The sequence below is a fragment of the Nonomuraea sp. NPDC003754 genome (assembly GCF_053605785.1).
In genome coordinates this window covers 20,400-43,623 of sequence record NZ_JBSGJX010000018.1, presented here as the reverse complement: position 1 = coordinate 43,623, position 23,224 = coordinate 20,400, and the positions used below count along the sequence as shown (strand labels likewise).

Here is a 23,224-nt window from a genome sequence, read left to right as displayed (position 1 = left end):
AAGGGGGTCGCAGGCCGGCCCGTCCGCGGCCGATCGAGGGCGTCCGGCGGAAGGCGCCACCTGGTCCGCCGGCTGCCGATCCGGCTGCTGATGGCCCGCCGCGGCATCGAACGCGGCTTCGGCCTGAGCGAACTACGTCGAGCGCCCTGCCGCATCCTCTTCCGGCGCCCGCGCATCCGCTGGGAGGTGCGCGCCGACGTCCACGGGGCCTTCCTCAAGCCGGCCTGCGCACTCATCGGCCGGCGACGCCTCAGCTCATGGCGTCGGAAGCTCTTGGCGGCCCAGGCCGTGAACTTTTGCTCCGTACGAAACCAACAGAGAGGTAGATCGTCTTTCGGACGGAGAGGAAAGCATGAACTTAAGCAGTGGACTGATGGCCGCCGTCCTGGCCGGATCGATCGGCATGACCACGTTCCAGGCGCCGGCGCTCCAGGCGTCACCGTCGCCCGACCGGGGAGGCGCCCGGCTCGACGACAGCGCGCCCGAGGGCGCCGTCACACTGATCACCGGCGACCGGGTCGTGGTGACCGGACAGAGCCACCGGGTGGAACCGGGGCCGGACCGGCAGGTCACGTACCACACCCGCCGGCGTGACGGGCACCTGTACGTGTTTCCCTCCGACGCGATGCCGCTGGTCGCCCAGGGGGTCCTGGACGAGCGGCTGTTCGACGTCACGCAGCTGCTGCAGTGGCGTTACGGCGACGCCTTCCGGGCCGACATCCCGCTGATCAGCCAGTCGCCCCGGAGAGCCGCATCCACGCCGCGGGCGGCACGGCAGACCGCATGGCTGGGCACCGTCGGCATGACGGCACTGCGCGTCACCAAGGCTGATGCGGCCAAGGCGTGGAAGGACCTGGTCGCCGGGCCGCGGGCGCTCGCGGCGGGCCGGACGAAGCTGTGGCTGGACGGGCGCCGCCCGTTCACCCTGGACCGCAGCGCCGCGCAGATCGGCGCGCCCGAGGCGTGGAAGCAGGGCTTGACCGGGGCGGGCGTCACCGTCGCGGTGCTGGACAGCGGCTACGACCCCGACCACCCGGACCTGAAGCAGGTGGTCACCCAGTCGCGCAACTTCACCGACACCCCGGACATCCGCGACAACGTCGGCCATGGCACACACGTCTCCTCCATCGTCGCCGGCGCCGGGGAGAAGTACCGGGGTGTGGCGCCGGGCGCCAGACTCGCGGTCGGCAAGGTCGGCGAGCAGGACATCACCGAGTCGCAGCTGCTGGCGGGCATGGAGTGGGCCGCGGTCCAGGTCAAGGCCAAGGTCATCAACATGAGCATCGGCAGCCCCGACACGCCGGAGGTCGATCCGATCGAGCAGGCGGTGAACACGCTGTCTGAGAGAACCGGCGCGCTGTTCGTCATCTCCGCCGGCAACAGCGGCTCGACTCCTGGAACGATCAGCAGCCCCGGCAGCGCGGAGGCCGCGCTGACCGTCGGCGCGGTGGACAAGTCCGACCGGATGGCCGAGTTCTCCAGCCGTGGTCCCCGCCAGGGCGACCACGCGATCAAGCCGGACGTCACCGCTCCCGGCGTGGACATCACGGCCGCCGCGGCGGCCGGCAAGGCCGACGGGCCTTATGTCTCCTACAACGGCACGTCGATGGCCGCCCCCCACGTGGCCGGTGCGGCGGCGATCCTCGCCCAGCGCCACCCCGACTGGAACGGTGCGCGGCTCAAGGCGGCGCTGATCGGCTCGGCCACCCCCATCGCGGACGCCGGGCCGTACGACCAGGGCGCGGGCCGGGTGGATGTCGTCCGTGCGCTGGCACAGCAGGTCGTGGCCCTGCCGGGCAGCGCCTGGGCGGCCTTCCCCTGGAAGGATTCCGGCAAGCGGGAGGCGACCAGGACGATCACCTACGCCAACTCCGGTGACACTCCCGTCACCCTCGACCTGGCCGCCGACGGCGACGTGCTGTCCCTGTCGGCCGCCCGGCTGGAGGTTCCGGCGAAGGGAGAGGCGTCCGTCACCGTGACGATCAACGCCGAGCGGAAGCCTCCCGGCGACCATCCCGGGGTGATCACCGCCAGGTCAGGTGACACGGTGGTCCGTACGCCGGCCGGTGCATTCGTCGAGCCGGAGTCCTACGACGTCACGATCACCGGCCTCGGCAGTAACGGCAGGCCCGCCTTCGGCGCCGGAGAGCTGTACAGCCTCGAGACCGGCGCGGTGCACAAGTTCTACCTCGCCGACGGGAAGAGTACGGTCCGGCTGCCGGTCGGCCAGTGGAACCTCTACGCCGAGGTGTACGAGGAGACCTCGGGCACCACCGCCCATGTTCCGGTGACGGTCGGCAAGGCCGACCAGGACGTGGTGCTGGACGCGCGGAAGGCCAAGAAGATCCAGTTCGCCGTGGACGAGCCGACCGCCGCGCCTGAGCCCTCACTCCAGGTCTTTCTCGCCCATGGTTCGTGGGGCTTCGGATGGGCCGCTCCTATGACTCCCGGTTTCGACTACCTCGTGCTTCCGGTACGACAGCCCGGCCTGCACTACATGGCCGGCACGGTGTGGCACAAGAAGGGCGTGAAGCCGAGCCCGTACCGCTACGACCTGGTCGACTATCACGCCGACGGCATTCCGGACGATCCCTCCTACACCGCGCGGACGCGTGACCTGGTGAAGCTGACCGCGACCTACCGGGCCGCGGGCGTGGCGACCACGGGATCCGTCTGGGCGGGTGCCCGCAACCCGGCGTCGGGCATGTCCTGGGAGTTCCCGACCCACGAGGTCCCTCTGCCCAGCACCTTCACCCACTACCGGACGCCGGGCTTCGTCTGGGACACGGAGGTCAGGGCGGGCAAGTCGTGGGTGCGCGACACCGGAAGGCGGCTCGATCGGGGGCCCGTCCAGGAAACCTGGAACGTGGCGGTGACCGGGCCGGCCTTCGCCACCTCCGGCGGGAGCCGTACCGGGGACGAGCTCCGGTTCGCGGCCAACCAGCTCTTCGCGGACGGCGCGCCCGGACGGACCGGCGGCGACGGCGCGGCCACCGGAACGATCACTCTGGCCACCGGCGGCGGCGTGCTCGCCACGACCGATCTGGCCGACTGCACGCAGTATGAGACGCCGCAGTGCCTGCTGTCGGCACGCCTTCCGGCGGCCGAGCACACGTACACGCTGCACGCGTCGGCGCGCAGGCAGGTGCCGTACGCGGCGCTGTCCACGGCGGTGGACTCGGTCTGGACCTTCCGTTCGGCGACCACGGAGAAGCAGCAGGCGCTGCCGCTGATGGCGGTGCGCTACGCGCCGAAGGGCCTCGACAGCCTCAACCGCGCCGCGCCGAGATCCGTGACCCGGTTGCCGATCTCGATCGAGCGCAACCCGGGAGCGGCCCAGGCCGCGGTGAGATCCCTCAAGCTGGAGGTGTCCTTCGACGACGGCGCCGGCTGGCGTGAGGTGCCGGTGATTCCCGCTCCGTCAGGGTGGGCCGCGCTGCTGGCCAACCCCGGCACGCCGGGCTTCGTCTCGCTGCGCGCCACGGTGACGGACGCCGCCGGCGACGGCGTCGTCCAGACGGTGACACGGGCGTACGCCGTCGGATGACGACCGGGCCCGTGTCGCCCAGACCGCGACACGGGCCTACGCCCCCGCGTGACGACCGGGCCGAGGGCGGGGCCGCAGGTCCTCGCCCTCGGCTCCGGACGCTCCAGGGTGGCGAACCGTGACGCCGCCGAGGCGGTACGGCCCCGGCCGGGTCACTGATCGCCGGCGGCCACTGACCGGCGTCAGGACTTACCCGTCCAGCTCAGGATTCGCGGTAGTACGGGTCGGCGACGGTGCCGTCGCCGGTTTCGGTCGAGTAGGAGTACACCTCGCGCCCGTCCACGAAGACCCGCAGCGCCCTGCTCATGATGTCCAGCGGGTCGCCCGACCAGATGACGACGTCGCCGTCCAGTCCCGGCTTCAGCGATCCGACCCTGTCGTCCAATCCCATGATCCTCGCCGGGTTCACGGTGATCGACCGGAGTGCGGTGTCCCGGTCGAGGCCCTCCTTCACCGCCAGGGTCGCCTGGTGCACCAGGAAGTGGATCGGCACCACCGGATGGTCGGTGGTGATCGCCAGCTCCACCCCCGCGCGCGCCAGGATGCCGGGGTTGCGCAGGGATCGGTTGCGCAGCTCCACCTTCGACCTGCTGGTGAACAGCGGCCCGATGATCACCGGAATCTCCCGCTCGGCCAGCAGGTCGGCGATCAGGTGCCCCTCGGTGCCATGGTTGATGATCACGCGGTAGCCGAACTCGTCGGCCAGGCGAAGTGCCGTGGCGATGTCGTCGGCCCGGTGCGTGTGCTGGCACCAGGGCAGTTCTCCGTCCAACACCTTCACCAGCACCTCGAGCGTGCCGTCCCGGTCGAAGGCCTTGCCGTCCGCCTCGGCCTGCTCGCGCCTGTCCCGGTAGTCCTGCGCCTTGCGGAACGCGTCACGGATCACCGCGGCCACACCCTGCCTGGTGGAGGGCATCTTCTTCTGGTCACCGTACACACGCTTGGGGTTCTCGCCGAGCGCGCTCTTGACGCTCACCGGCTCGCGGACCAGCATCTCCTCGACCGTACGGCCCCAGCACTTCACCGCCACCGTCTGGCCGCCGATCGGGTTGCCGGAGCCGGGCTTGATGACCGCCGTGGTGACGCCGCCGGACAGCGCGTCGCCGAAGCCGAGGTCGCCGGGGTTGATGGCGTCGAGCGCCCGCAGCCTGGCACCGTTGGGGTCGGTCATCTCGTTGGTGTCGTGGCCGGCCCACCCGTCGGCCTCCTCGTGAACGCCCAGGTGGCCGTGCGCCTCGACAAAGCCGGGCAGTACCCAGCCGCCCGCCGCGTCGACGACCGGCACGCCTTCGGGGATCTCGACGTCGCGCCCGACCGCCACGATCTTGCCATCCTGGATCAGCACGGTGCCTCCGTCGATGGGATCACCGTCGACAGGCACCACATATCCGCTGGTAATCGCGATATTCATGCATGCAACCTAGCCGAATTGACCACCCCATTTTCGGGGTTTCGGCCCCACTGTCAGGGATTGTCCGGCATGATGATCGGCAGTCTCAACGAAGGGAAACAGAGCGTGCTCAAGTCTGTTCTCGCGGCTACGGTGATCATGGGTGGGGTTCTCGCCGTGCCCGCGACCGCCAACGCCGCCGGATACACCCCCGAAGGGATCTGCGGCAACGGCTTCGCGGTCGTCAACAAGGCGCCGGTCGGCAAGCTGGGTACGGTCTACCTGCTGTACAACCGCCGCAACGGCCAGAACTGCGCGGTCACCATCAAGTCGCAGCTCGCCGGCCAGAGCACCCGGACCACGGTGGAGCTGCAGGTGGCGCGCCCGGCCGGCAACAACACCGCCCCCTACATCCACAAGGACTCCGACTCCGGGCTGTTCAAGTACTACGCCGGACCGGTGAAGCTGGACGGCAAGGGCATGTGCGTGAAGTTCTCCGGCTCGATGGCCACCGGCTACCGGAGGACGAGCATGGTCTACGGCGGTAACAACGCGTTCACCAACTGCGGCTGACCGGCCGCCGTCCGGCCCTTGACGGGCCGGACCCGGACATCGCGGGGTACGCCAGGACCGGGCGCATGGCCGTGATCACCGGTGCCCGCCCGACGACCGACCGAACGCACGCCGTGGGCGATCAGCCGACGGGGGCAACCGGTCGGTGGTCGGGCAGGAGGCGCCGGTCGGCCGATATCGTCCTCGCCCCGCCATCCGGCGGGCCGGTCACCGTGACCGACGGTCGCCAGGAATCCGCGGCCCGGGCGGCGACGAGTGCGCCGGGATCAGGGCTCCAGCAGGCGGCGGGGGCCAGGCCCCTGCGCGCCCAGCGCGTCACCGGGGTTGACCAGCGCGCACTGCTCGAACGACAGGCACCCGCACCCGATGCACTCGGTGAACCTGTCGCGCATCCGCTCCATCTTCTCGATCCTGGCGTTGATCTCCTCGCTCCAGCACTGCGAGGCCCGCACCCAGAACTCCCGCGTGGGCGGAACATCCGCCGGCAGGAAAGCGAGCACGCCACCGATCACCGACAACGGCATGCCGACGCTCTGGGAGGCCCGGATGAAGGCCACCCTGCGAAGGGTGCTGCGGTGGTAGCGCCGCTGGTTCCCCGCGGTGCGACGGCTGGCGATGAGACCTTCCCGCTCGTAGAAGCGCAGCGCGGAGGCGGGCACGCCGCTACGCTCCGACAGTTCGCCGATGGTGAGTTCCTTGGTGATCGCGGCGGGCTCCTGCACGCCCCCAGACTAACGTGACGTCAACCTTGGTTTAACTGTCGGAACGCGGGGCGAGGTCAGGGATTGTGGAAGGCGACCTCGGGGTTGACCGGGGACGGACCGCCCAGCAGTGGCTGCTTCCTGCCTTTCAGGTGCTGGTCGAAGAAGGCGCCGACGTAGCTGCGGGTGATCTCCAGTGAGCGTTGCGGTGACAGGTCATCGGGGCCCGACATGCCGGCCGCCTTCTGCAGGATCGACAGATCGGTGAAGCTCAGGTGGTTGGTTCGGGCCACGGTGAGCCAGCGCTTCCAACCGCGCGAAGTGGCCCAGCTGCCGTCCCAGGTGTGGTCCTTGCCGGGAACGTGATCGGCCTGGCTGCCCAGCAGCAGGAAGGGCCGGTCGAAAGTGATCGCGGGGTGGAAGGTGCCGTCCAGGTTCGCCCCGGCCCGCACGCGCTTGTCGACGGCCATGGTGGCGGCGCTGGCGTCACCGCCGAGGGAGTGACCCGCCATGCCGATCCGCTGGGGAGCGATCATGCGGGCGTGCTTCCAGGCAGGGTGCCGGCGGGTCAGCTCGTCGATGACGAAACGGACGTCCTTGGTCCGGTTCCTGGTGATGGTCGCCTGCCCTCCTTCCGGGGGCTTGGGCTGGTCGCAGAGGGGGGCGCAGGTGATGGTCCGGCCGTTGGGAAGCGTGGTGCCGGAGGACTCGTAGGCGTGGTCGACCAGCGCGACGACGTAGCCGCGGCTGGCCAGCTCCTCGGCAAGGAAGGTGAGGCTGGCCCGCGGGAGACCGAAGCCGGGAGAAAGGACGACGAGCGGATATCGGCCGTGCTTGGGTGACGCACCGGTGCGGGCGTGGGTGCGGATGGTGCTGACGATCGCAGGAGAGAGTTCGGTGCCGGGGGCCTTGCGCTGCAGGAGCGAGGCGGCCTCGGCGGCGGTCATGTAGGGGGCGGGGTCGCCGGTGGCCGAGCGGGCGGGGTAGTACATCGAGACCATGAGCTGGCGTGGGCCCGATTCGGGCACCCAGGGGTCCTTACGGCTGTTGTCGACCAGGTGCAGGACGTCGCGGCCGACCGGGTCGGGCCCGGTCGGCTGTGGGAGCTCCAGCCGTACGGCGGCGGCCGTGGCGGTGGGGCTGGGTTGTCCGGACGCCGCCGCGGCCGCCGGGGCGCAGGCCGCTGTGGTCAGGACGAGGCAGGCCGTGAGCGGAACGGCCAGCAGACGGGCCCGGGTGGTCGGTGCTGTCATGGGATCTCTCCTTGTCGGGACGGTCATACGTCGCGGTGACGGACGACGATCAGGGTCACGGCGGCGGCGGCGAGCGGCCACAGCGCGAAGGCGGCCCACGAGCCGGCCACCGTGGGCAGGGCGGGGTCGTCACGGAGCTGGGGCAGGCCCAGGCAGGTGCGCCAGACGTAGAAGGGGACCAGGGCGTACAGGTCGTTGACCCACTGGTGGACGGTGGGCCGGAAGAACATGGGCACGATCACCAGCGCGGCGCACACGCTGACGACGGCGGCGGCGGTGTGCCGCACCAGCGCGCCGATGCCCATGCCGACCAGTGCCGACACCGGGGCGAGCAGCGCGTTGGCGGCGAGGACGCGCAGCACACCGGGGTCGCCGACCGACACGGCGACGCCGCGGCCGGACAGGATGACGTGACTGACGCCGAACGTGCCCGCCGAGACGAGCGCACCGGCGACGAGCGTGATGGTGGCGGTGACGGTGACTTTGGCGGCCACCACGCGGTGGCGGACGGGAACGGCGATGAGCGTGGTGCGGATCAGGCCGGTGGCGTACTCACCGACGATCGTCAGGGCTCCCAGACTCCCCGCGCCGATCATGAGCATGCAGGCGGCCAGGCCGCTGAACGCCTCGGTCAGGGGGTTGAACCTGGCCTTCTCCATGGCGGTGAAGCCAGGCCAGCCCTGGTAGGCGTCCAGGCTGCTCTGGGCGGCGAGCGCGACGATGGCCAGCGTGCCCAGGCCGAGAAGCCAGGAGGTCGAGCGCAGGGACCAGAGTTTGATCCACTCGGCGGCGAGCAGGTCGCGGAAGCGGGCCGGTGTCATCACGGGCGACCTTCCAAGGCGTCGGCGCGGTGGCCGGCGCGGTCGGCGGCACGGGCAGCGGCGCCCTGGTCGGCGCGGTGGCCGGCGCGGTCGGCGGCACAGTCAGCGGCGCCCTGGTCCGCGCGGTCCGCTGCGCGCTGGTCGGCGGCGCGGTGGTCGGCGCGGTCGGCGGTCAGCTCCATGAACGCCTGCTCCAGCGAGGCGGTGCGCGGGGCGAGCTCGTACAGCATGATCCGGCGCTGATGGGCCAGTTCGCCGATGCGGGTGGCGCTGAGACCGATCACGGTCAGGCCGTCGGCGCCGTCCGGCCGTACGGACGCGCCTTCCACGCTGAGGACGGCCGCCAGCTCCGTGGGGTCCGGCGTGCGCACGGCGACGGACGCGCCGGCGCCGCGGGCGGCGAACGCGGCCAGGCTCTCCTCGGCGATCAGCTCGCCGCGGCCGACGACGACCAGTTGGTCGGCGGTGTTCTCCATCTCGCTCATCAGATGGCTGGAGACCAGCACGGTGCGGCCCTCGGCGGCCAGGCGCCGGAACAGGCCGCGTACCCAGCGCACCCCTTCCGGGTCCAGGCCGTTGATCGGCTCGTCGAACAGCAGCACGGGCGGGTCGCCCAGCAGGGCGGCGGCGATGCCGAGCCGCTGGCGCATACCCAGGGAGAACCCGCCGATACGGCGGCGCGCCGCCCCGGCCAGCCCCACCTCGTCCAGCACCTCGGCCACCCGGCGGCGGGGCAGTCCGTTGCCGGCCGCCAGCGCGTGCAGGTGGGCGGCGGCGCTCCTGCCGCCGTGGACGTCGCCGGCGTCCAGCAAGGCGCCGACGTGACGCAGCCCGGCCCGATGGCGGGCGAAGGAGCCGCCGCCGATGGTGGCGCTCCCCGCGGTCGGGCGGTTCAGGCCGAGGATCAGGCGCAGGGTGGTGCTCTTGCCGGCGCCGTTGGGGCCGAGGAACCCGGTGACGTGCCCCGGCCGTACGACGAACGTGAGATCCTTCACCGCCGTCACCGCGCCGTAGCGCTTGGTCAGTCCATTGACTTCGATCACGTCGCCAACGTTGACGCAGGTCACAGCCCCGCCGCATCGGTCCGCGGGCCGGTTTCCGCGCTGCGCGGGTGGCCCGCGGGCATAGGCCTTCGGGCCGATGCCCGCACCTGAGCAGGCGAATACGATCGACGCGTGCGTGACAGAACGCCCAGACCACCTCTTTGGGCACGCCTGCCCCGTGGCGTACGGGCGCTCGTCGTCTGGTGCGGGCTGGCGGGCCTGGTGCCGCTGCTGTACGTCATGACGCTGACGGACGGCGAGGACCTGCTCCCGGTGGCCGCCTCCCACGCGGCGTTCGCCGTCGCCATGGCCGTTCCGCTGGCCTGGGCCCGGCGATCACCCGAAGCGGTGCTCGCGGTACTGCTGGCCGGCGCCATCGGGGCGGCGGTGCTGGGACAACCGGTGCAGCGGTGGTGGCCGCTGTTCCCGGCGGCCGACGTCCTGGTCTGCCTCCTGACCGCCACCCGGTCGCGTCGCGCGGGCCTGGTCGCGGCCGCTGCCACGCTGATCGTCCAGGAGACGACCTGGCAGGCGGACCTGCTGCGCCACGGCCTGCGCGCCTGGGCGCCCGGCTTCCTCGCGCTGTCGTTCCTGCTCGGCCTGGGCGTCCTGATCGCATGGCTGGCCGGGGTGGTCGTCCGGCAGCGGCGCGCGTACGACCTGGCGCTGCGCGCGCACGCCGGGGCGCAGGCGGTCACCGAGGAGCGGCTGCGCATCGCCCGCGAGCTGCACGACCTGGTCGCGCACAGCATCGGCATCATCGCCATCCAGGCCGGTGCGGGCGCTCGCGTGATCGACACCCGGCCGGAGCAGGCGCGCCAGGCGCTCGGCGCGATCGAGGACACCAGCAGGCAGACGTTGAAGGGACTACGGCAGATGGTCGGCGTGCTGCGCGAGACCGACCGCGAGCACCCCGGCTCGCCCGAGCATGATCCTGCCGCCGGGTTGGCCGACGTCGACCGGCTGGCCCGGACGACCACGGCCGCGGGTGTTCGCGTGGACGTGCGCAGACACGGGCGACCACGCCTGCTGCCCGCCGCCGTCGACCGGTCCGCCTTCCGCATCGTCCAGGAGTCGGTGACCAACGTCCTCCGCCACGCGGATACCGGCCACTGCCGGGTTCTGATCGACTACGGGAGCGAGGACGTGCGCATCGACATCGTCGACGACGGGCGCGGCGCCGCCTCCCCCGCCGCCGGCGAGGGGAGCGGGCACGGGATCGCGGGCATGCGGGAACGGGTCGCCCTGCTGAACGGCGACTTCAGCGCCGGCCCCCGGCCCGAGGGCGGCTTCCGCGTCACCGCCCGGCTGCCGCTCACGACCGCGGCCGAACCTGCGATCGTCCGGGCACGGGCCGAGGCCGGGCAGACGGAGGCCCGGTGACGATCCGTGTCGTGCTCGCCGACGACCAGCCGCTGATCCGGGCCGGCCTGCGCATGGTCATCGACACCGCCCCCGACGTCGAGGTCGCAGGAGAGGCCGGGACCGGCGCCCAGGCCGTCCAGCTCGCCAGGCAGTTGCGTCCCGACGTCGTGGTGATGGACATCCGCATGCCCGGCATGGACGGCATCGAGGCCACCCAGACCCTCACCGCCGAGTCTCCCGCCTGCCGAGTGATCATGCTGACCACGTTCGACGACGACGACAACGTCTACGCCTCCCTGCGCGCCGGAGCGAGCGGATTCCTGGTCAAGGACATGGCGCTGGAGGACATCCTGTCCGCCGTCCACGTGGTCGCCGCCGGGGACGCCCTGATCGCGCCCAGCGTCACCCGCCGCCTCATCGAGGACTTCACCCGCCGCCCCGCCCCGGCTCCCCGGCCGCGCGAGCTCGCGGGCGTCACCGGGCGGGAACGCGAAGTACTGACCCTGGTCGGAGGCGGCCTGTCGAACGCCGAGATCGCGGCCCGGCTGCACATCAGCCCCGGCACCGCCAAGGCGCACGTGGCCAGCCTGCTCGCCAAGCTGGACGCCCGTGACCGCGTGCAGCTCGTCATCACGGCCTACGACGCCGGCCTGGTGTCCCCCGCCCGCTGACCGGCGCGGCCGGCCGTTCTGGTGCCCGGTCCATGCGCCTGCCGAGTGCGGCGCCCTCAGCTCCGGCTTGCGGCGCGCCCACCGACTGCTCAACATGTCACGGCGAGCCACGCGCCCCACCGGCGAACATGGCGAAGGGGGAGTCCGGTCGCGACCGGACTCCCCCTTCATCCGGCCAGACCCTCATCGGGTCAGGCCGGGATGCCTCAGCTGCAGCCGCTGGTGGAGCCGCAGCCCTCGCAGACGTAGCAGCTGCCGGCGGGGCGCATCTTCGTGCCGCACGTCATGCAGAGCGGCGCGTCGGCGGTGAACCGCTGGTGGCTCTCCAGCGTCAGCTCCTTCGTCGTCTCCCGCACCGGAGCGGGCGCGACCGGCTCCACGGCCTTGGCCTCGATCGGCGCCGACTGGGCCAGCGCCTCCTTGTCGACGGCCGGGTCGTCACCGCGCTGCTGCGCCGTACGCTCGGCGGCGGAGAAGATGCCGACCGCGGCCCGCTCGTCGAAGGGCAGGTGGTCGAGCGCCAGGCGGCGGAAGATGTAGTCCACCACCGAGGTCGCCATGCGCACGTCGGGGTCGTCGGTCATGCCGGCGGGCTCGAAGCGCATGTTGACGAACTTGCTGACGTAGGTCTCCAGCGGCACGCCGTACTGCAGGCCGACGGAGATCGCCACGGAGAAGGCGTCCATGACGCCGGCCAGCGTCGAACCCTGCTTGGACATCTTGAGGAAGACCTCGCCGAGCCCGTCGTCAGGGTAGGAGGAGGCGGTCATGTAGCCCTTCGCGCCGCCCACGGTGAAGCGGGTGGTGGTGCTCGGGCGCTGGTTGGGCATCCGGCGCCTGGTGGGCCGGTTGACCTCGATGACCTTGACCTGGGGCTCCTGCGTCTCGGCGGCGGCAGGCGCCTCCTTCTTGCCGGCGGCCGACAGCGGCTGGCCCACCTTGCAGTTGTCGCGGTAGACGGCCAGGGCCTTCAAGCCCATCCGCCAGCCCTCCATGTAGACCTGCTCGATGTCCTCGACCGTCGCCGACTCGGGCAGGTTGACGGTCTTGGAGATCGCGCCGGACAGGAACGGCTGCGCCGCGGCCATCATCCGGACGTGGCCCATGGGCGCGATCGCCCGCTCACCCATCGCGCAGTCGAACACCTCGTAGTGCTCGCGCTTCAGCCCGGGGGCGTCGACGACGTGGCCGTGCTCGGCGATGTACTCGACGATGGCCTCGATCTGCTCCTGCTGGTAGCCGAGCTGCTTGAGCGCCCGCGGGATCGTCTGGTTGACGATCTGCATGGAGCCGCCGCCGACCAGCTTCTTGAACTTCACCAGCGCCAGGTCGGGCTCGATGCCGGTGGTGTCGCAGTCCATCATCAGGCCGATGGTGCCGGTCGGCGCCAGCAGCGAGGCCTGCGCGTTGCGGTAGCCGTGCTTCTCGCCCAGCTTGAGGCAGTCGGCCCACTGCTTGGACGCCTCGGTGTGGATCTTGGCGTCCATGGTGCCGATGGTGCGCAGGCTGTCGTTGGCGCCGGCGTGCTTGCGCATGACGCGCTTGTGGGCGTCGGCGTTCCTGGCATAGCCCTCGTACGGCCCGACCACCGCGGCCAGTTCGGCGCTGCGCCGGTAGGACACGCCGGTCATCAGCGAGGTGATCGCCCCGGCGACCGCCCGGCCGCCGTCGGAGTCGTAGGCGTGGCCGGTGGCCATGAGCAGCGCGCCCAGGTTGGCGTAGCCGATGCCGAGCTGGCGGTAGGCGCGGGTGGTCTCGCCGATCTTCTCGGTCGGGAAGTCGGCGAACGTGATCGACACGTCCATCGCCGTGATGATCAGCTCGGTGAGCTTGACGAAGCCGGCCACGTCGAAGGAGTTGTCGTCCTTCAGGAACTTCAGCAGGTTGATGCTGGCCAGGTTGCACGAGGAGTTGTCGAGGTGCAGGTACTCCGAGCACGGGTTGGACGCGGTGATGCGGCCGGTCTCCGGGCTGGTGTGCCAGTCGTTGATCGTGTCGTCGTACTGCACGCCCGGGTCGGCGCACTCCCACGCGGCCTTGGCCATCTTGTGGAAGAGGTCCTTGGCGTCGATCTGCTCGATGATCTCGCCGGTCAGGCGGGCCCGCAGGCCGAACTTCTCGCCCTTCTCGACCGCGCGCATGAACTCGTCGGAGACGCGGACGGAGTTGTTGGCGTTCTGGTACTGGACGGAGACGATGTCCTTGCCGCCCAGGTCCATGTCGAACCCGGCGTCGCGGAGCGCGCGGATCTTGTCCTCCTCGCGCGCCTTGGTCTCGATGAACTCCTCGATGTCGGGGTGGTCGACGTCGAGGACGACCATCTTGGCGGCCCTGCGGGTGGCGCCGCCCGACTTGATCGTGCCTGCGGAGGCGTCGGCGCCGCGCATGAAGCTCACCGGGCCGCTGGCCGTACCGCCGCTGGACAGCAGCTCCTTGGAGGAGCGGATGCGGGACAGGTTGACCCCCGAGCCCGAACCGCCCTTGAAGATGACACCCTCTTCCTTGTACCAGTCGAGGATCGACTCCATGGTGTCGTCAACGGCCAAGATGAAACAGGCACTGACCTGCTGCGGGCTCTGCGTGCCCACGTTGAACCACACCGGGGAGTTGAACGCGAACACCTGGTTGACCAGCGCGTGCTTCAGCTCGTGGTCGAAGATCTCGACGTCCTCGTCGCTGGCGAAGTAGCCGTTCTCGACCGCGGTCCTGGTGTACATCCCGACCACGCGGTCGACCAGCTGCTTCAGGCTCCACTCGCGCTGCGGGGTGCCCACAGCGCCGCGGAAGTACTTGGTCGTCACGATATTGGCCGCGTTGACCGACCAGAAGTCGGGGAACTCCACGCCCCGCTGCTCGAAGTTGATCGAGCCATCGCGCCAATTGGTCATGACGACGTCACGGCGCTCCCACGTGATCTCGTCATAAGGGTGCACACCGGGCGTGGTGAAGATCCTCTTCATCTTCAGCCCCTTGCGCCTGCCCCCACGCGTCGCTGACCCGCTGACCGTCTCCGTCATGACTCCCCCTTCTCGGCTTTCAGTTGCTTGATCTCGGCCTCGAAGTCCGCCAGGCTCTCGAAACCGCGATATACCGATGCGAACCGCAGGTACGCCACCTCGTCCAGGTCACGCAGCGGCCCCAGGATCGCCAGGCCCACCTCGTTGGAGGGGATCTCGGCCGCACCCTTGGCCCTGATGGCCTCCTCGACCCGCTGCCCTAGCTGCGCGAGCGAATCCTCGGTGACAGGCCGGCCCTGGCACGCCCTGCGCACGCCCGCCACCACCTTGTCTCTCGAGAACGGCTCGGTCACTCCGCTGCGCTTGCTCACCATCAGCAGGACCGTCTCCTGCGTGGTGAACCTGCGCCCGCATTCAGGGCAGGTACGGCGTCGCCTGATGGCGGCACCGTCGTCCGTGGAGCGGCTGTCGATGACCCTGGTGTCCGGGTGACGACAGAACGGACAGTGCACGCTTCGCCTCCTCGACACGCCACCTGCTCACCACTCGTAAAATGCTCGTCGGCAGATGCTCGCGCCCACTCCACGGCCTGCCATGGAGCGGTCACGGAAACACAATTTGTGGTGAACTACATCGGTGTAACTACTAGATGTTGTGGTCCAACCGTAGAAGCGAGCGAGCATGAACGCAAGTTGACGGCGCCCCCGGCATCGAAGTCGCTGATCAGCCCCGCGGGGTCGGGCGTGTCGCACCCGAGTGACGCGGAGATGCTCGTGTGACCTCCCTGTGCACGCGGTCCCGGACGGCCGATCAGAGGTCGAGCGTGTCCCACCCGAGTGACGCGAAGATGCTCCTGCGACCTCCCTGTGCACACGGTCCCGGACGGCCGATCAGAGGTCGAGCGTGTCCCACCCGAGTGACGCGGGGACGCTCGTGCGCCCCCCTGTGCACGCGGTCACGGACGGCCCGGTCAGGGGTCGCCCGCGCCTCTCTCCGCGAGCCCGCCGCGCCTCCGCGGACCCCGTTTGCGGCCTCGTCGCCGCCTCCGGGAGCGCGGAAGAGCCCTCACCACTGCGCGGGGTTGCGGCGACCTACCGTCGCATCAGGCCGCGACGTCGGCGACCCGAACTTCCCCGGAGTCGTGGCGGGCCGGATGGCCGTCACCGTCCTGGAGATCGCCGTGATTCGTGGAGGTCCCAGCCATCCGTGGAGATCGCCGTCGTCTGGAGATCGCCATGTGCCGCCGCGTCCGGCCGTCCAGCTTGGCCGAGGTCGTGCGGACTCTTCAGCGGCCGGTCGCCAGAGGGAACGCGCGTAACGACGGTGGGGGCGCGCACCCGCGCACGGACCGGGCGGCGTCCGGCTCCTTCGGGACAGGCGGCAGGCTCGGCCCGCCGTACATGCCTGGCGTCGCGAACCCCAGGAAAAGCACCGTGGGGAGGGGCCAGGGCCGCAGGAAGGGCAGCCACGCGTCGATGTTCATGCCGCCCCTCCGCTCGCCTCGGCGATGTTGCATCCATCCCATCAGACGGCACCGACATTTTCGGGGCCCAGTTGCCCGCACCTCCTGCGGCCTTCTCCACGGGGCTCCCACGCCGCTTGGCCGAGCTCACCGCGACCCACCCATCCGCCGGTCACGCGCCTCCAGCGGACCCATCGGTCGGATCTCCACCGCGCCCTGCCGCCCGACCACGGCCGTCAACCAGACGCAGGAGCCAGACCACAGCCCCAGGGAACGCATGACGCGGAGCGGACGCGGGCCGGGCACAGAACACGTGTGGCGCGGATGCGAGGCGGGCGCAAAGCGATGAGGGCGGCACTTGGGATGAGAGGGCCATCCGAGGCCGGTGCGAACTGAGTGAGTGCAGGCGAGCCGGATACGAGGCGGGCGCGAAGCGATGAGGGCGGATGCGGGGCGAGTGCGGACAGAGTGGGAGGCGGGTTGGGGATGCGGAGCGGGTGCGAACAGATGCCGGCGGGTGCGGGCGGGTGCGGGGTGCAAAGGTTCCTTCTTCCGGCATGGGTGGCCCATGCGTCGGGCGTGGACCGCGCTGGTGGGCGCGATCTGCTGCACCATGGGGGCCGAGCCACCGGCCCGCCGCCCCTGACGGCGAGATTATGATCACCCCATGCGCGCGATTAACACGTTTTTATTGATCACCTGCCTAGCCGTCGCGGGCTGCGGCACCACAGGCGAGACTTCGCTGCCCGGCGGCGGGCTGCGCGAGGTCATGGGCCGGCTGGCCGCCGACGGGCCCGCCGCCACCTACCTCGACTACGGTGACATGGCCCACTGGCGCGCGCTGGGCGTGGTCACGGCCGACGGGCTGGGAGACGACCGGCGCTGGCTGGCTGCCGTGGGGTACGGCTTCGGCGACCTCGCCTCGCGCATCGATCTCCTGCCCGAACGAACGGGGATCAAGGCGTTCGCGACCGACAGGGCGGTGTCCGTCGGCCGTCCGCCCGACACCGCGGTCAGGATGGAGGGCGGCCTCGACGCCGCGGCGATCAGCGAGAAGCTGACCGCGCTCGGCGCCAAGCCGCGCACGATCGGCGGACAGGAAGGACTGACGTTCGCTCCCGACCACGAGATCAGGCAAACCAGGCTGACCGCCGAGTTGGGCCTGGTGACCCAGCTCAACCAGGTCGTGGTGACGCGGTCCGCGCTGGTGGCAGGAGCGGCCGCGGCCCCCGTGGCCGCCGCCCTGGGTGGCGGCGGCTCCTCCCTCGACGACAGGCCCGAGCACGTCGCCGTCGCCGAATGCCTCGGCGATGTCGTGACGGCCACCGTCTTCGCGCCGCAGCAGCCGGCGGGCGTCAGCCTGTACGGCGTCGGCCTGCGGCGTCCCGCCGGGCCGGGCGACCAGGCGGTCAACGTCGTGTGCGTGCTGCCACGCATCGCCGAGGTGACGCAGACGTTCACCTCCAGGTTCACCCTGCAGGCCCAGGTCGGGGGCAAGCCGCTGGCGCAGCTGGCAGACAAGGTCGAGCACGACGAGGTGCGCTCGGGGGACCTGACCGTACGGCGAGCCACCGTGACCATCAAGCAGGGAGGTCCCGTGACGCTGGTCCATCAGATGCTGCAACGCGTCGAGCTGTCCAGGCTGGCCGATCCCGCCGCGCCCTGACACGGTCGGGCCGGCGTGACCCGTACACCCGCATGGGACGGCGGCGGTTGATCATTGGAGGATGAGACCCGAAGTGCAGGCCTTCATCGCCGATGGCCCCCTCCCTGACTGGGACGCCGAAGAAGAGCAGATCGACAGGCGCGACAGGCAGCTCCGGGCGATCCTCGCACCGGTGACGGCGGAGGAGGCGAAGGCACTCGCCGCCTGCTTCGGCCCGGACGACTGCTACGGCGTCGCCTGGACGCTTCTGCATCTCATCGAGACGGGCACGAATCCGGTGCTGACGGCCCGGCCCGCTGCTGACGCCAACGAATGGCACCAGAGGCTGTGGATTCGAGCGGTCAACGGAGGGCTCGTACACGAAACCTGACGGCTTGGCAGGCGAGGCGCCTTCGGCATCGGCCCGCAACGTCACGCGCCCGCCCGTGCCGGCGGTCTTGTCCGGAGCGTCTCGCCGGCCTCCCAGGATCTCCCCAGTGGATCATGGCTGCAGCCGGTACCTGTCTGTCTTCGCCGCGGCGCCCCGGAGCAGCCCGGGTGCCAGCCGGCGATGGACGGCGGACAGCGGAGGCCACACGGCACGGCCGAGGCGGCGGTCATAGCGCAGGAACGTCCCAAGCGACACCCGCCCATCGGCTGCCTGGACGACAAGGTTGCCGGTCACGAACCAGGAATCGGCCTCGAGCCGGATCCAGTCGTCGCCGCGTTCGGCGATCCGCCATCCGGCCACAGTGTCCGGCGATCGCCCTCGGCTGATGCGGAGACCGAGGAAACCACACCAGATCAGCCGCTCCGCGGCATCGGGAACGTCACCGAACATCGCCCGAGCCCACTGCTCCGGTGTGGCGTCCACGTCCGTGAAGAGAGTGAAGTGGTCGACGTAGTCGATGCGGGACAACGAGCTGAGAGCGAGAACGGCCTCGGGGACGTCGCGCGTTCCCACGGTGCCTACCACGGTGCCTTTCACAGTGCCTCCCAGGGCGCCTTTCACGAATACTTTCGCGACGCCTTTCACGGCGCCTTCCACAGTGGCCGCGCCGCCGCCTGCCGTACGCGGCCGGCCACGGTCCCGCCACGCGCGTTCCGCCTGCCGAGCGAGTGTGGCAGGACGATGAGGTGCCGGAACGGCGCGATAGCGACCATGTACAGCCGTCCGGCCAGGCCGCCGGGGTTCACGAGGACCGCCGTTCGCAGCTCGTGCCCGCCACCCAGCCCAGGTACGTGACCGTGCGGACGGTCTTTGTTCGCCAGTCCGAGAGCGCATTCGTCGTCGAGCTCGTACACCGGGGTGAACGGCGCGAACCCCGCGCCTGAGCCAGGTGTGGCCGCGCGGAGGTTGCTCGGCAGGCGGTCGCGTAGTGACGGGACCTGTCCCCCGATGTCCGCCTTGAGCTTGTCCCCCTCGAAGAGGGCACCGAGTTTCCAGCGCACCGCGAACGGCGACCGAAGGAGCCGGAGTCTCGTCCGGCGCCCGACGCCTGGATCACGGCGAGCTTCGTGGGGAAGTGATCCAGCCCGGCGCCGGGAGCGCGGATCGCCCAGACGTCCTCAAGTCGGAAATCGCCGGAGATCTCGTGGATCCGCCAGGGGCGACGGGTGTGCGCGGTATCGGGGAGCCTCATAGCCGTGACCGCCTCTCTTGCCGCCACAGCAGGGTGGGAATGCGTTCGCCCAGGTCGCGAGCGGCGCCCGGCGCCGGCCGAAGAAGCGTCTCGCGCGCCTGGTGCGTGCGTCCGACGGACTTCTCGACGCGCCCGGGCCGCGGGTGGTGAAAGGCGACATGACCGCCGGTCATCTCGGTGTCTCCATTCATTCATACGCCACCGTATAAAATGAGAATAGCCCCTGTTATACGGGGGCGTATACATGGTGGAGAAGTGAGGTGAGACACATCGTGGGCGCAACTCGCACGCCGCGTGACAGGTGGATCGAGGAGGGGCTGCGGGCGCTGGCCGCCGGCGGCCCGGACGCCGTCCGCGTCGAGGCCCTGGCGAAGAGACTCGGCGTCACGAAGGGCGGGTTCTACGGGTCCTTCGCCGACCGCGACGCGCTGTTGGAGGCGATGCTGGACGCCTGGGAGCGGGAGAGCACGGACGAGGTGATCGACCGTGTCGAGCGCGAAGGCGGCGACCCGAAAACCAAGATCGAGCGCGCGGGCGTGCTCACCTTCTCCGACGACCGCCTGCTGCCCATCGACCTCGCGGTCCGGGACTGGGCCCGGCGCGACGAGGGGGTCGCCGAGCGCTTGCGACGGGTGGACAACAAGCGCATGGCGCTACTGCGGGAGATGATCGGCACCTTCTGTTCCGATCCCGACGAGGTGGAGGCCCGCAGCATGCTTGCCTTCTGCGTGGCGATCGGGGAGCACTTCCTCGCCGCCGACCACGGCGACCGCACCCGGGCCCAGGTCCTCGCCCGCGCCGCCGACCTGCTGCTCAACCGCCCCCACGAAGACCACAACAGCCAGGTGTCGTCCCGGGTGGCCGGCCACGATGACGCATGAGCGCGGCGGCAGGTCGGTCCGCGATCCCGGCGCGCCTCACCCGGCACATCCCGGGGACGCCGCGGCGCGCGCGGGCGGGCTGACGCCGCGGCGCGCGCGGGCGGGCTGACGCCGCGGCGCGCGCGGGCGGGCTGTCAGCGGGACAGGGCGGAGCGTGCCCGGTGGATGTCGGCCGCCGGGTAGGGTGCCGTCCTGGTCTCGTCGAACAACGTGCCGTAGAACTCGTTCATGACGGCGGCGACCGGCGCGTGGCGTCTGAGGATCTTCCCGATCGGCTCCGGGACGCCAGGGAGGCTGTCACCCTCGGCGCACCGCCGTACGAGATCAAGGAGCTCCGCCCGGTCAGCCGGGCGGCTCAGAGCGATCACCAGCCGGTTGACCAGTTCCCGGGCCGTGTAGGACTCGTCGTGGCCGGCGTTCAGGCGGAGGAAGTCGCGCTCGGCGCCGGAGAGCTCGAAGCGTGGGGAAGACGCCAGGCCGAAGTCGGTGAAGTACAGGCGGCTGCCGTCGGTGAGGATGTTGCCGAAATGCGCGTCGAAGTGGAGCAACCCGTTCGCGTTCATGAAGGAGACCCCGGCGGCCAGCTCCCGTTCCAGGAGGGAGCACGCCGATTCGACGGCGTCGCCGCCGAGGGCGGCCTGCACCTCCAGCCACCGGTTGACGTCCTGCGGAACGTACTCCAGGAACAGCACGACCACGGCCGACGCCTGCGCGAGCGCCTCCAGCCGCGCGCGCACCGCCGGGGAGGACTCCCAATACGCTGCGGCCTCCTCCAACGCCGCTTGCTCTCCGGCCGTCGCCATCCGGACCGGCTCCCGCAGCACCCGCCAGTGGTGCAGCAGCGGAAAACCGTCGAAGTGGCCGCCGAGCACCCACCCGGTCGTCATGACGTGCGCGGCCAGCTCGCGCCAGACGCCGGACCCCGACCCCAGCCCGAGCCCGTAGTGGCAGAACGTGGGAAGCCCGAACAGGTTCGCGGTGGACCTGGTGTTCTCCGGCCGCCTCTCCAGGTCGGTGAGGGGGACCCGCTTGACGAAGACCGGCCTGCCCTCGACCTCCAGGAGTGCGGTGGGACCGCCGACACCGGCTCCGAGGGGTGGGGCGGCCTCCACCAGCTCGGCCAGCCGTCGGTCGGCGAGCAGCCCCAGGGCGGTGGAGACTGCACTATGGCGAGCCAAGCGGGCGGCACGGGACATGTCCGGCGCATTCCTGGACGATTCAGTCACAGCGGTCCTCGTTTCATGATCGTCATGCGGACGCTACCGTGTGCGTGTCCACAATCGATCAGCCGGGAGCCGCTTAAGGGCAGGACGCATGGGGCGATCAGTCGCTAGATCCTCCGTGCACACCGCCTTCAGCAACGCTTGTGTCGGCTCCGCCGGCTCGTGGATCGGGCCGTCTCCGGGCCGGCAACCGCCGTTCGGACCACGGCTGCGAGCGGCTCTTTCGATGCCATCGCCGCCGCCCTGATGGGCTGCCGCCGACATTCCCATGAGACGGCGTCGGGCCACCCCGACCGCGACGGGATGCCGTCGGCGGCTTGGCGCTCCGTCCGTCCGATGCCGTCACGCACTCGTGTGCACACTGGTCGACGATCGGCGATCGGTGGTGGTGGTCGGTGGTGGTGGTCGGGGAGGCACGGGGGCGGTTCGCGTTGGCCGCACACGCGGGCGCCTGCCGTCCCTCCGATCCGGAATCGCCGGTCGGTCAGGGGGCTTTGTCGGGGAGGTACAGCCGGCCGCCCGGACGGACGAGTGAGCTCTCCAGCCCGTTGAGCCGCTTGATCTCCTCGGCGACGGCGGTGGGGTCGTCGCCCGGAGAGATCGCCGCGGCGATGGTCCACAGCGTGTCGCCCTTCTCCACGATCACCCACGGCAGGCCCGCGTGTCCCGCACTCGTCGTCTCCTGAGCCATCGCCCAGTTGGTCGCCTTGGCTCCGAGCACGAACCCGCCCAGGGACAGCACGGCGAACAGCCCCACGACCGCGACCCTGCCTCGCCTGGTCAGCCTCATGGGCGCCGTGAGCCGCACCGACTTCCTCGCCTGTCGCTCCCCCGCCAACTTTCGTGGTTGTCGCTCCGCCGCCGACCTCCTCGCCTGTCGCTCCCCCGCCGACCTTCTTGGTTGTCGCTCCCCCGTCTGCCTCCTCGACGGTCGCTCCTCCGGCGCGACCACCCGAAGCGCTCCCCGCCTGCGGCGCGCGCCCGACCGCGGCCGCCTGCCACGACCCGCACCAGACCGTTGCTCCTGCGCGCGGACCGTTCCAGGCCTTTCCCCCGCCCCCGCCTCGACGACCTGCGCCCGGCGAGCCGGACCCGCGACCGCCTGCCCCACGCGACCCGAGCCCCCGCCCACCTGGCCCGTGCGTGCCCGGCCAGAGAGCTCCTGCCCCTCCCGAGCCGAACCCGCGACCGTCTTTCCTATGCGAGCTCGACCGGAGACTGGCTGCCCCTCCCACGCCGAAGCCGCGGCCGTCTCTCCCGTCCGAGCCCGGCCGGAAACCGACCGCCTCTCCCAAGCCGAACCTGCGGCCATCTCTCCTACGCGAGCCCGACCCCGGAGCGACTGCCCCTGACCATCGCGGCTCGAACGCGTCGCCCCTGCTCGTCCAGGGCTTGCGAGCGCCTCCCGCACAGGGCGTGCCCCCGGTCCCGGTTCTTTCGTCTGCAGGTTCGCGGTCGGCGTGTCGCCCGGCCGACCCCTACCGGCCTGTGCGTGCGCGGCGTCAGGGGGAGCCTCGCGCCCTTGTGGTGTGGGCCTCCCGGGACCGCCGTCCATCGCGCCAGGTCGCCGCCTGCCCCGAAGCCGCCACCCGCCACGCAGGCCGCCGCTCTTGCCCCTTGACGTGAGCCGCTGCGGCTCGCGCCCGCCACGCGCCACGTCACCGCGACCCGTCCCACCCGACCGGCCGTCACCGCGACCCGTCCCACCCGACCGGCCGTCGCCGCGCCCCGTCCCACCCGACCGGGCATTTCCGCGGCCGGTCCCACCCGACCGGCCGTCTCCACGCCCCGTCCCGCCCGACCGGCCGTCTGCGCGTGCCTTCCGCTCTCGCCTGCCGTTCATCGCCGCCCCCGTATCTGTGCTGTCGTCTGCCGGGCCGGGCGTCCCCTCCCGCGCGACCGGCCCCGCCACCCCCTGGTCGCGGACGACCCGCAACCGCCCGCCTCCTGCCCCGCGTGGTCCCGTGGACTGTCCGCCCGATGCCCCTCGCGACCCGGCAAACCGTCCACCCCCAACCTCGCGCGGCCCCGCGGGCCGTCCGCCGATCT

At 71.1% G+C, this 23,224-nt stretch carries 18 protein-coding genes; 7 read left to right on the top strand and 11 right to left on the bottom strand.

Going from position 1 to position 23,224, the window contains the following annotated elements; all coding sequences use genetic code 11:
* Positions 1–352: 352 nt before the first annotated feature.
* Positions 353–3,547, top strand: a complete 3,195-nt coding sequence (locus tag ACWEVS_RS22810) for a S8 family serine peptidase (protein ID WP_452553166.1) — start codon at positions 353–355, stop codon at positions 3,545–3,547.
* A 202-nt stretch (positions 3,548–3,749) separates the two neighbouring features.
* On the opposite strand, the gene ACWEVS_RS22805 is transcribed toward ACWEVS_RS22810, so the two are convergent.
* The gene (locus tag ACWEVS_RS22805; RefSeq protein WP_449927800.1) at positions 3,750–4,958 is read right to left on the bottom strand and encodes an amidohydrolase; all 1,209 of its coding nucleotides are present in this window, start codon (positions 4,956–4,958) and stop codon (positions 3,750–3,752) included.
* A gap of 69 nt (positions 4,959–5,027) precedes the next feature.
* Here ACWEVS_RS22805 and ACWEVS_RS22800 point away from each other — a divergent pair, with 69 nt between their 5' ends.
* Positions 5,028–5,510, top strand: a complete 483-nt coding sequence (locus ACWEVS_RS22800; RefSeq protein ID WP_449927798.1) for a hypothetical protein — start codon at positions 5,028–5,030, stop codon at positions 5,508–5,510.
* Between the two features lie 266 nt (positions 5,511–5,776).
* Here ACWEVS_RS22800 and soxR read toward each other — a convergent pair whose 3' ends face one another.
* From soxR to ACWEVS_RS22780, 4 genes are read right to left on the bottom strand one after another with little or no spacing between them, the layout of a single operon-like run.
* Complete coding sequence (gene soxR / locus ACWEVS_RS22795) at positions 5,777–6,232, bottom strand: redox-sensitive transcriptional activator SoxR (RefSeq protein WP_449927796.1); 456 nt, start codon at positions 6,230–6,232, stop codon at positions 5,777–5,779.
* A 56-nt stretch (positions 6,233–6,288) separates the two neighbouring features.
* Positions 6,289–7,464: an alpha/beta hydrolase family protein gene (locus tag ACWEVS_RS22790; protein WP_452553164.1), complete on the bottom strand. Its 1,176-nt coding sequence runs from the start codon at positions 7,462–7,464 to the stop codon at positions 6,289–6,291.
* 23 nt (positions 7,465–7,487) lie between these two features.
* A complete protein-coding gene (locus tag ACWEVS_RS22785) occupies positions 7,488–8,285 on the bottom strand; it encodes a hypothetical protein (protein WP_449927792.1) in 798 nt (265 codons plus the stop codon).
* Entirely contained in the window at positions 8,285–9,328 is a 1,044-nt protein-coding gene (locus tag ACWEVS_RS22780; protein WP_452553162.1) for an ATP-binding cassette domain-containing protein, read from the bottom strand. The genes ACWEVS_RS22785 and ACWEVS_RS22780 overlap by 1 nt, the downstream gene beginning before the upstream one ends.
* A 132-nt stretch (positions 9,329–9,460) precedes the next feature.
* Here ACWEVS_RS22780 and ACWEVS_RS22775 point away from each other — a divergent pair, with 132 nt between their 5' ends.
* Both ACWEVS_RS22775 and ACWEVS_RS22770 read left to right on the top strand, forming a co-directional pair.
* The gene (locus ACWEVS_RS22775) at positions 9,461–10,711 is read left to right on the top strand and encodes a sensor histidine kinase (RefSeq protein WP_452553160.1); all 1,251 of its coding nucleotides are present in this window, start codon (positions 9,461–9,463) and stop codon (positions 10,709–10,711) included.
* On the top strand, positions 10,708–11,364 hold the full coding sequence (locus ACWEVS_RS22770) for a response regulator (protein WP_449927786.1): 657 nt from the start codon (positions 10,708–10,710) through the stop codon (positions 11,362–11,364). Before ACWEVS_RS22775 ends, ACWEVS_RS22770 begins: the two co-directional genes overlap by 4 nt.
* Positions 11,365–11,570: 206 nt before the next feature.
* Here the strand turns inward: ACWEVS_RS22770 and ACWEVS_RS22765 are convergent, their stop codons facing one another.
* Positions 11,571–14,381, bottom strand: coding sequence for a vitamin B12-dependent ribonucleotide reductase (locus tag ACWEVS_RS22765; protein WP_354922904.1), 2,811 nt, complete (start codon positions 14,379–14,381; stop codon positions 11,571–11,573).
* A complete protein-coding gene (gene nrdR / locus ACWEVS_RS22760) occupies positions 14,378–14,833 on the bottom strand; it encodes a transcriptional regulator NrdR (protein ID WP_354922901.1) in 456 nt (151 codons plus the stop codon). The genes ACWEVS_RS22765 and nrdR overlap by 4 nt, the downstream gene beginning before the upstream one ends.
* 1,617 nt (positions 14,834–16,450) lie before the next feature.
* Between nrdR and ACWEVS_RS22755 the strand changes: the two genes are divergently transcribed.
* Together ACWEVS_RS22755 and ACWEVS_RS22750 are read left to right on the top strand one after the other, a co-directional pair.
* Positions 16,451–17,449 (top strand): hypothetical protein, encoded by a 999-nt coding sequence (locus ACWEVS_RS22755; protein WP_452414495.1) that lies wholly within the window; start codon positions 16,451–16,453, stop codon positions 17,447–17,449.
* A gap of 61 nt (positions 17,450–17,510) precedes the next feature.
* On the top strand, positions 17,511–17,819 hold the full coding sequence (locus ACWEVS_RS22750) for a hypothetical protein (RefSeq protein ID WP_452553158.1): 309 nt from the start codon (positions 17,511–17,513) through the stop codon (positions 17,817–17,819).
* A 111-nt stretch (positions 17,820–17,930) separates the two neighbouring features.
* Here ACWEVS_RS22750 and ACWEVS_RS22745 read toward each other — a convergent pair whose 3' ends face one another.
* Positions 17,931–18,416 carry a hypothetical protein gene (locus tag ACWEVS_RS22745; protein WP_452553157.1) on the bottom strand — a complete coding sequence of 162 codons (486 nt, stop codon included), beginning with the start codon at positions 18,414–18,416 and terminating at the stop codon, positions 17,931–17,933.
* Between the two features lie 44 nt (positions 18,417–18,460).
* Positions 18,461–18,880: a DUF2867 domain-containing protein gene (locus tag ACWEVS_RS22740; RefSeq protein ID WP_452553155.1), complete on the bottom strand. Its 420-nt coding sequence runs from the start codon at positions 18,878–18,880 to the stop codon at positions 18,461–18,463.
* Between the two features lie 451 nt (positions 18,881–19,331).
* Here ACWEVS_RS22740 and ACWEVS_RS22735 point away from each other — a divergent pair, with 451 nt between their 5' ends.
* Positions 19,332–19,952 (top strand): TetR/AcrR family transcriptional regulator, encoded by a 621-nt coding sequence (locus ACWEVS_RS22735; RefSeq protein ID WP_449927774.1) that lies wholly within the window; start codon positions 19,332–19,334, stop codon positions 19,950–19,952.
* Positions 19,953–20,086: 134 nt separating this feature from the next.
* On the opposite strand, the gene ACWEVS_RS22730 is transcribed toward ACWEVS_RS22735, so the two are convergent.
* Together ACWEVS_RS22730 and ACWEVS_RS22725 are read right to left on the bottom strand one after the other, a co-directional pair.
* Positions 20,087–21,178: a serine/threonine protein phosphatase gene (locus ACWEVS_RS22730; protein WP_452553154.1), complete on the bottom strand. Its 1,092-nt coding sequence runs from the start codon at positions 21,176–21,178 to the stop codon at positions 20,087–20,089.
* Positions 21,179–21,659: 481 nt separating this feature from the next.
* Complete coding sequence (locus tag ACWEVS_RS22725) at positions 21,660–21,965, bottom strand: LysM peptidoglycan-binding domain-containing protein (protein WP_452553153.1); 306 nt, start codon at positions 21,963–21,965, stop codon at positions 21,660–21,662.
* Positions 21,966–23,224 lie beyond the last annotated feature (1,259 nt).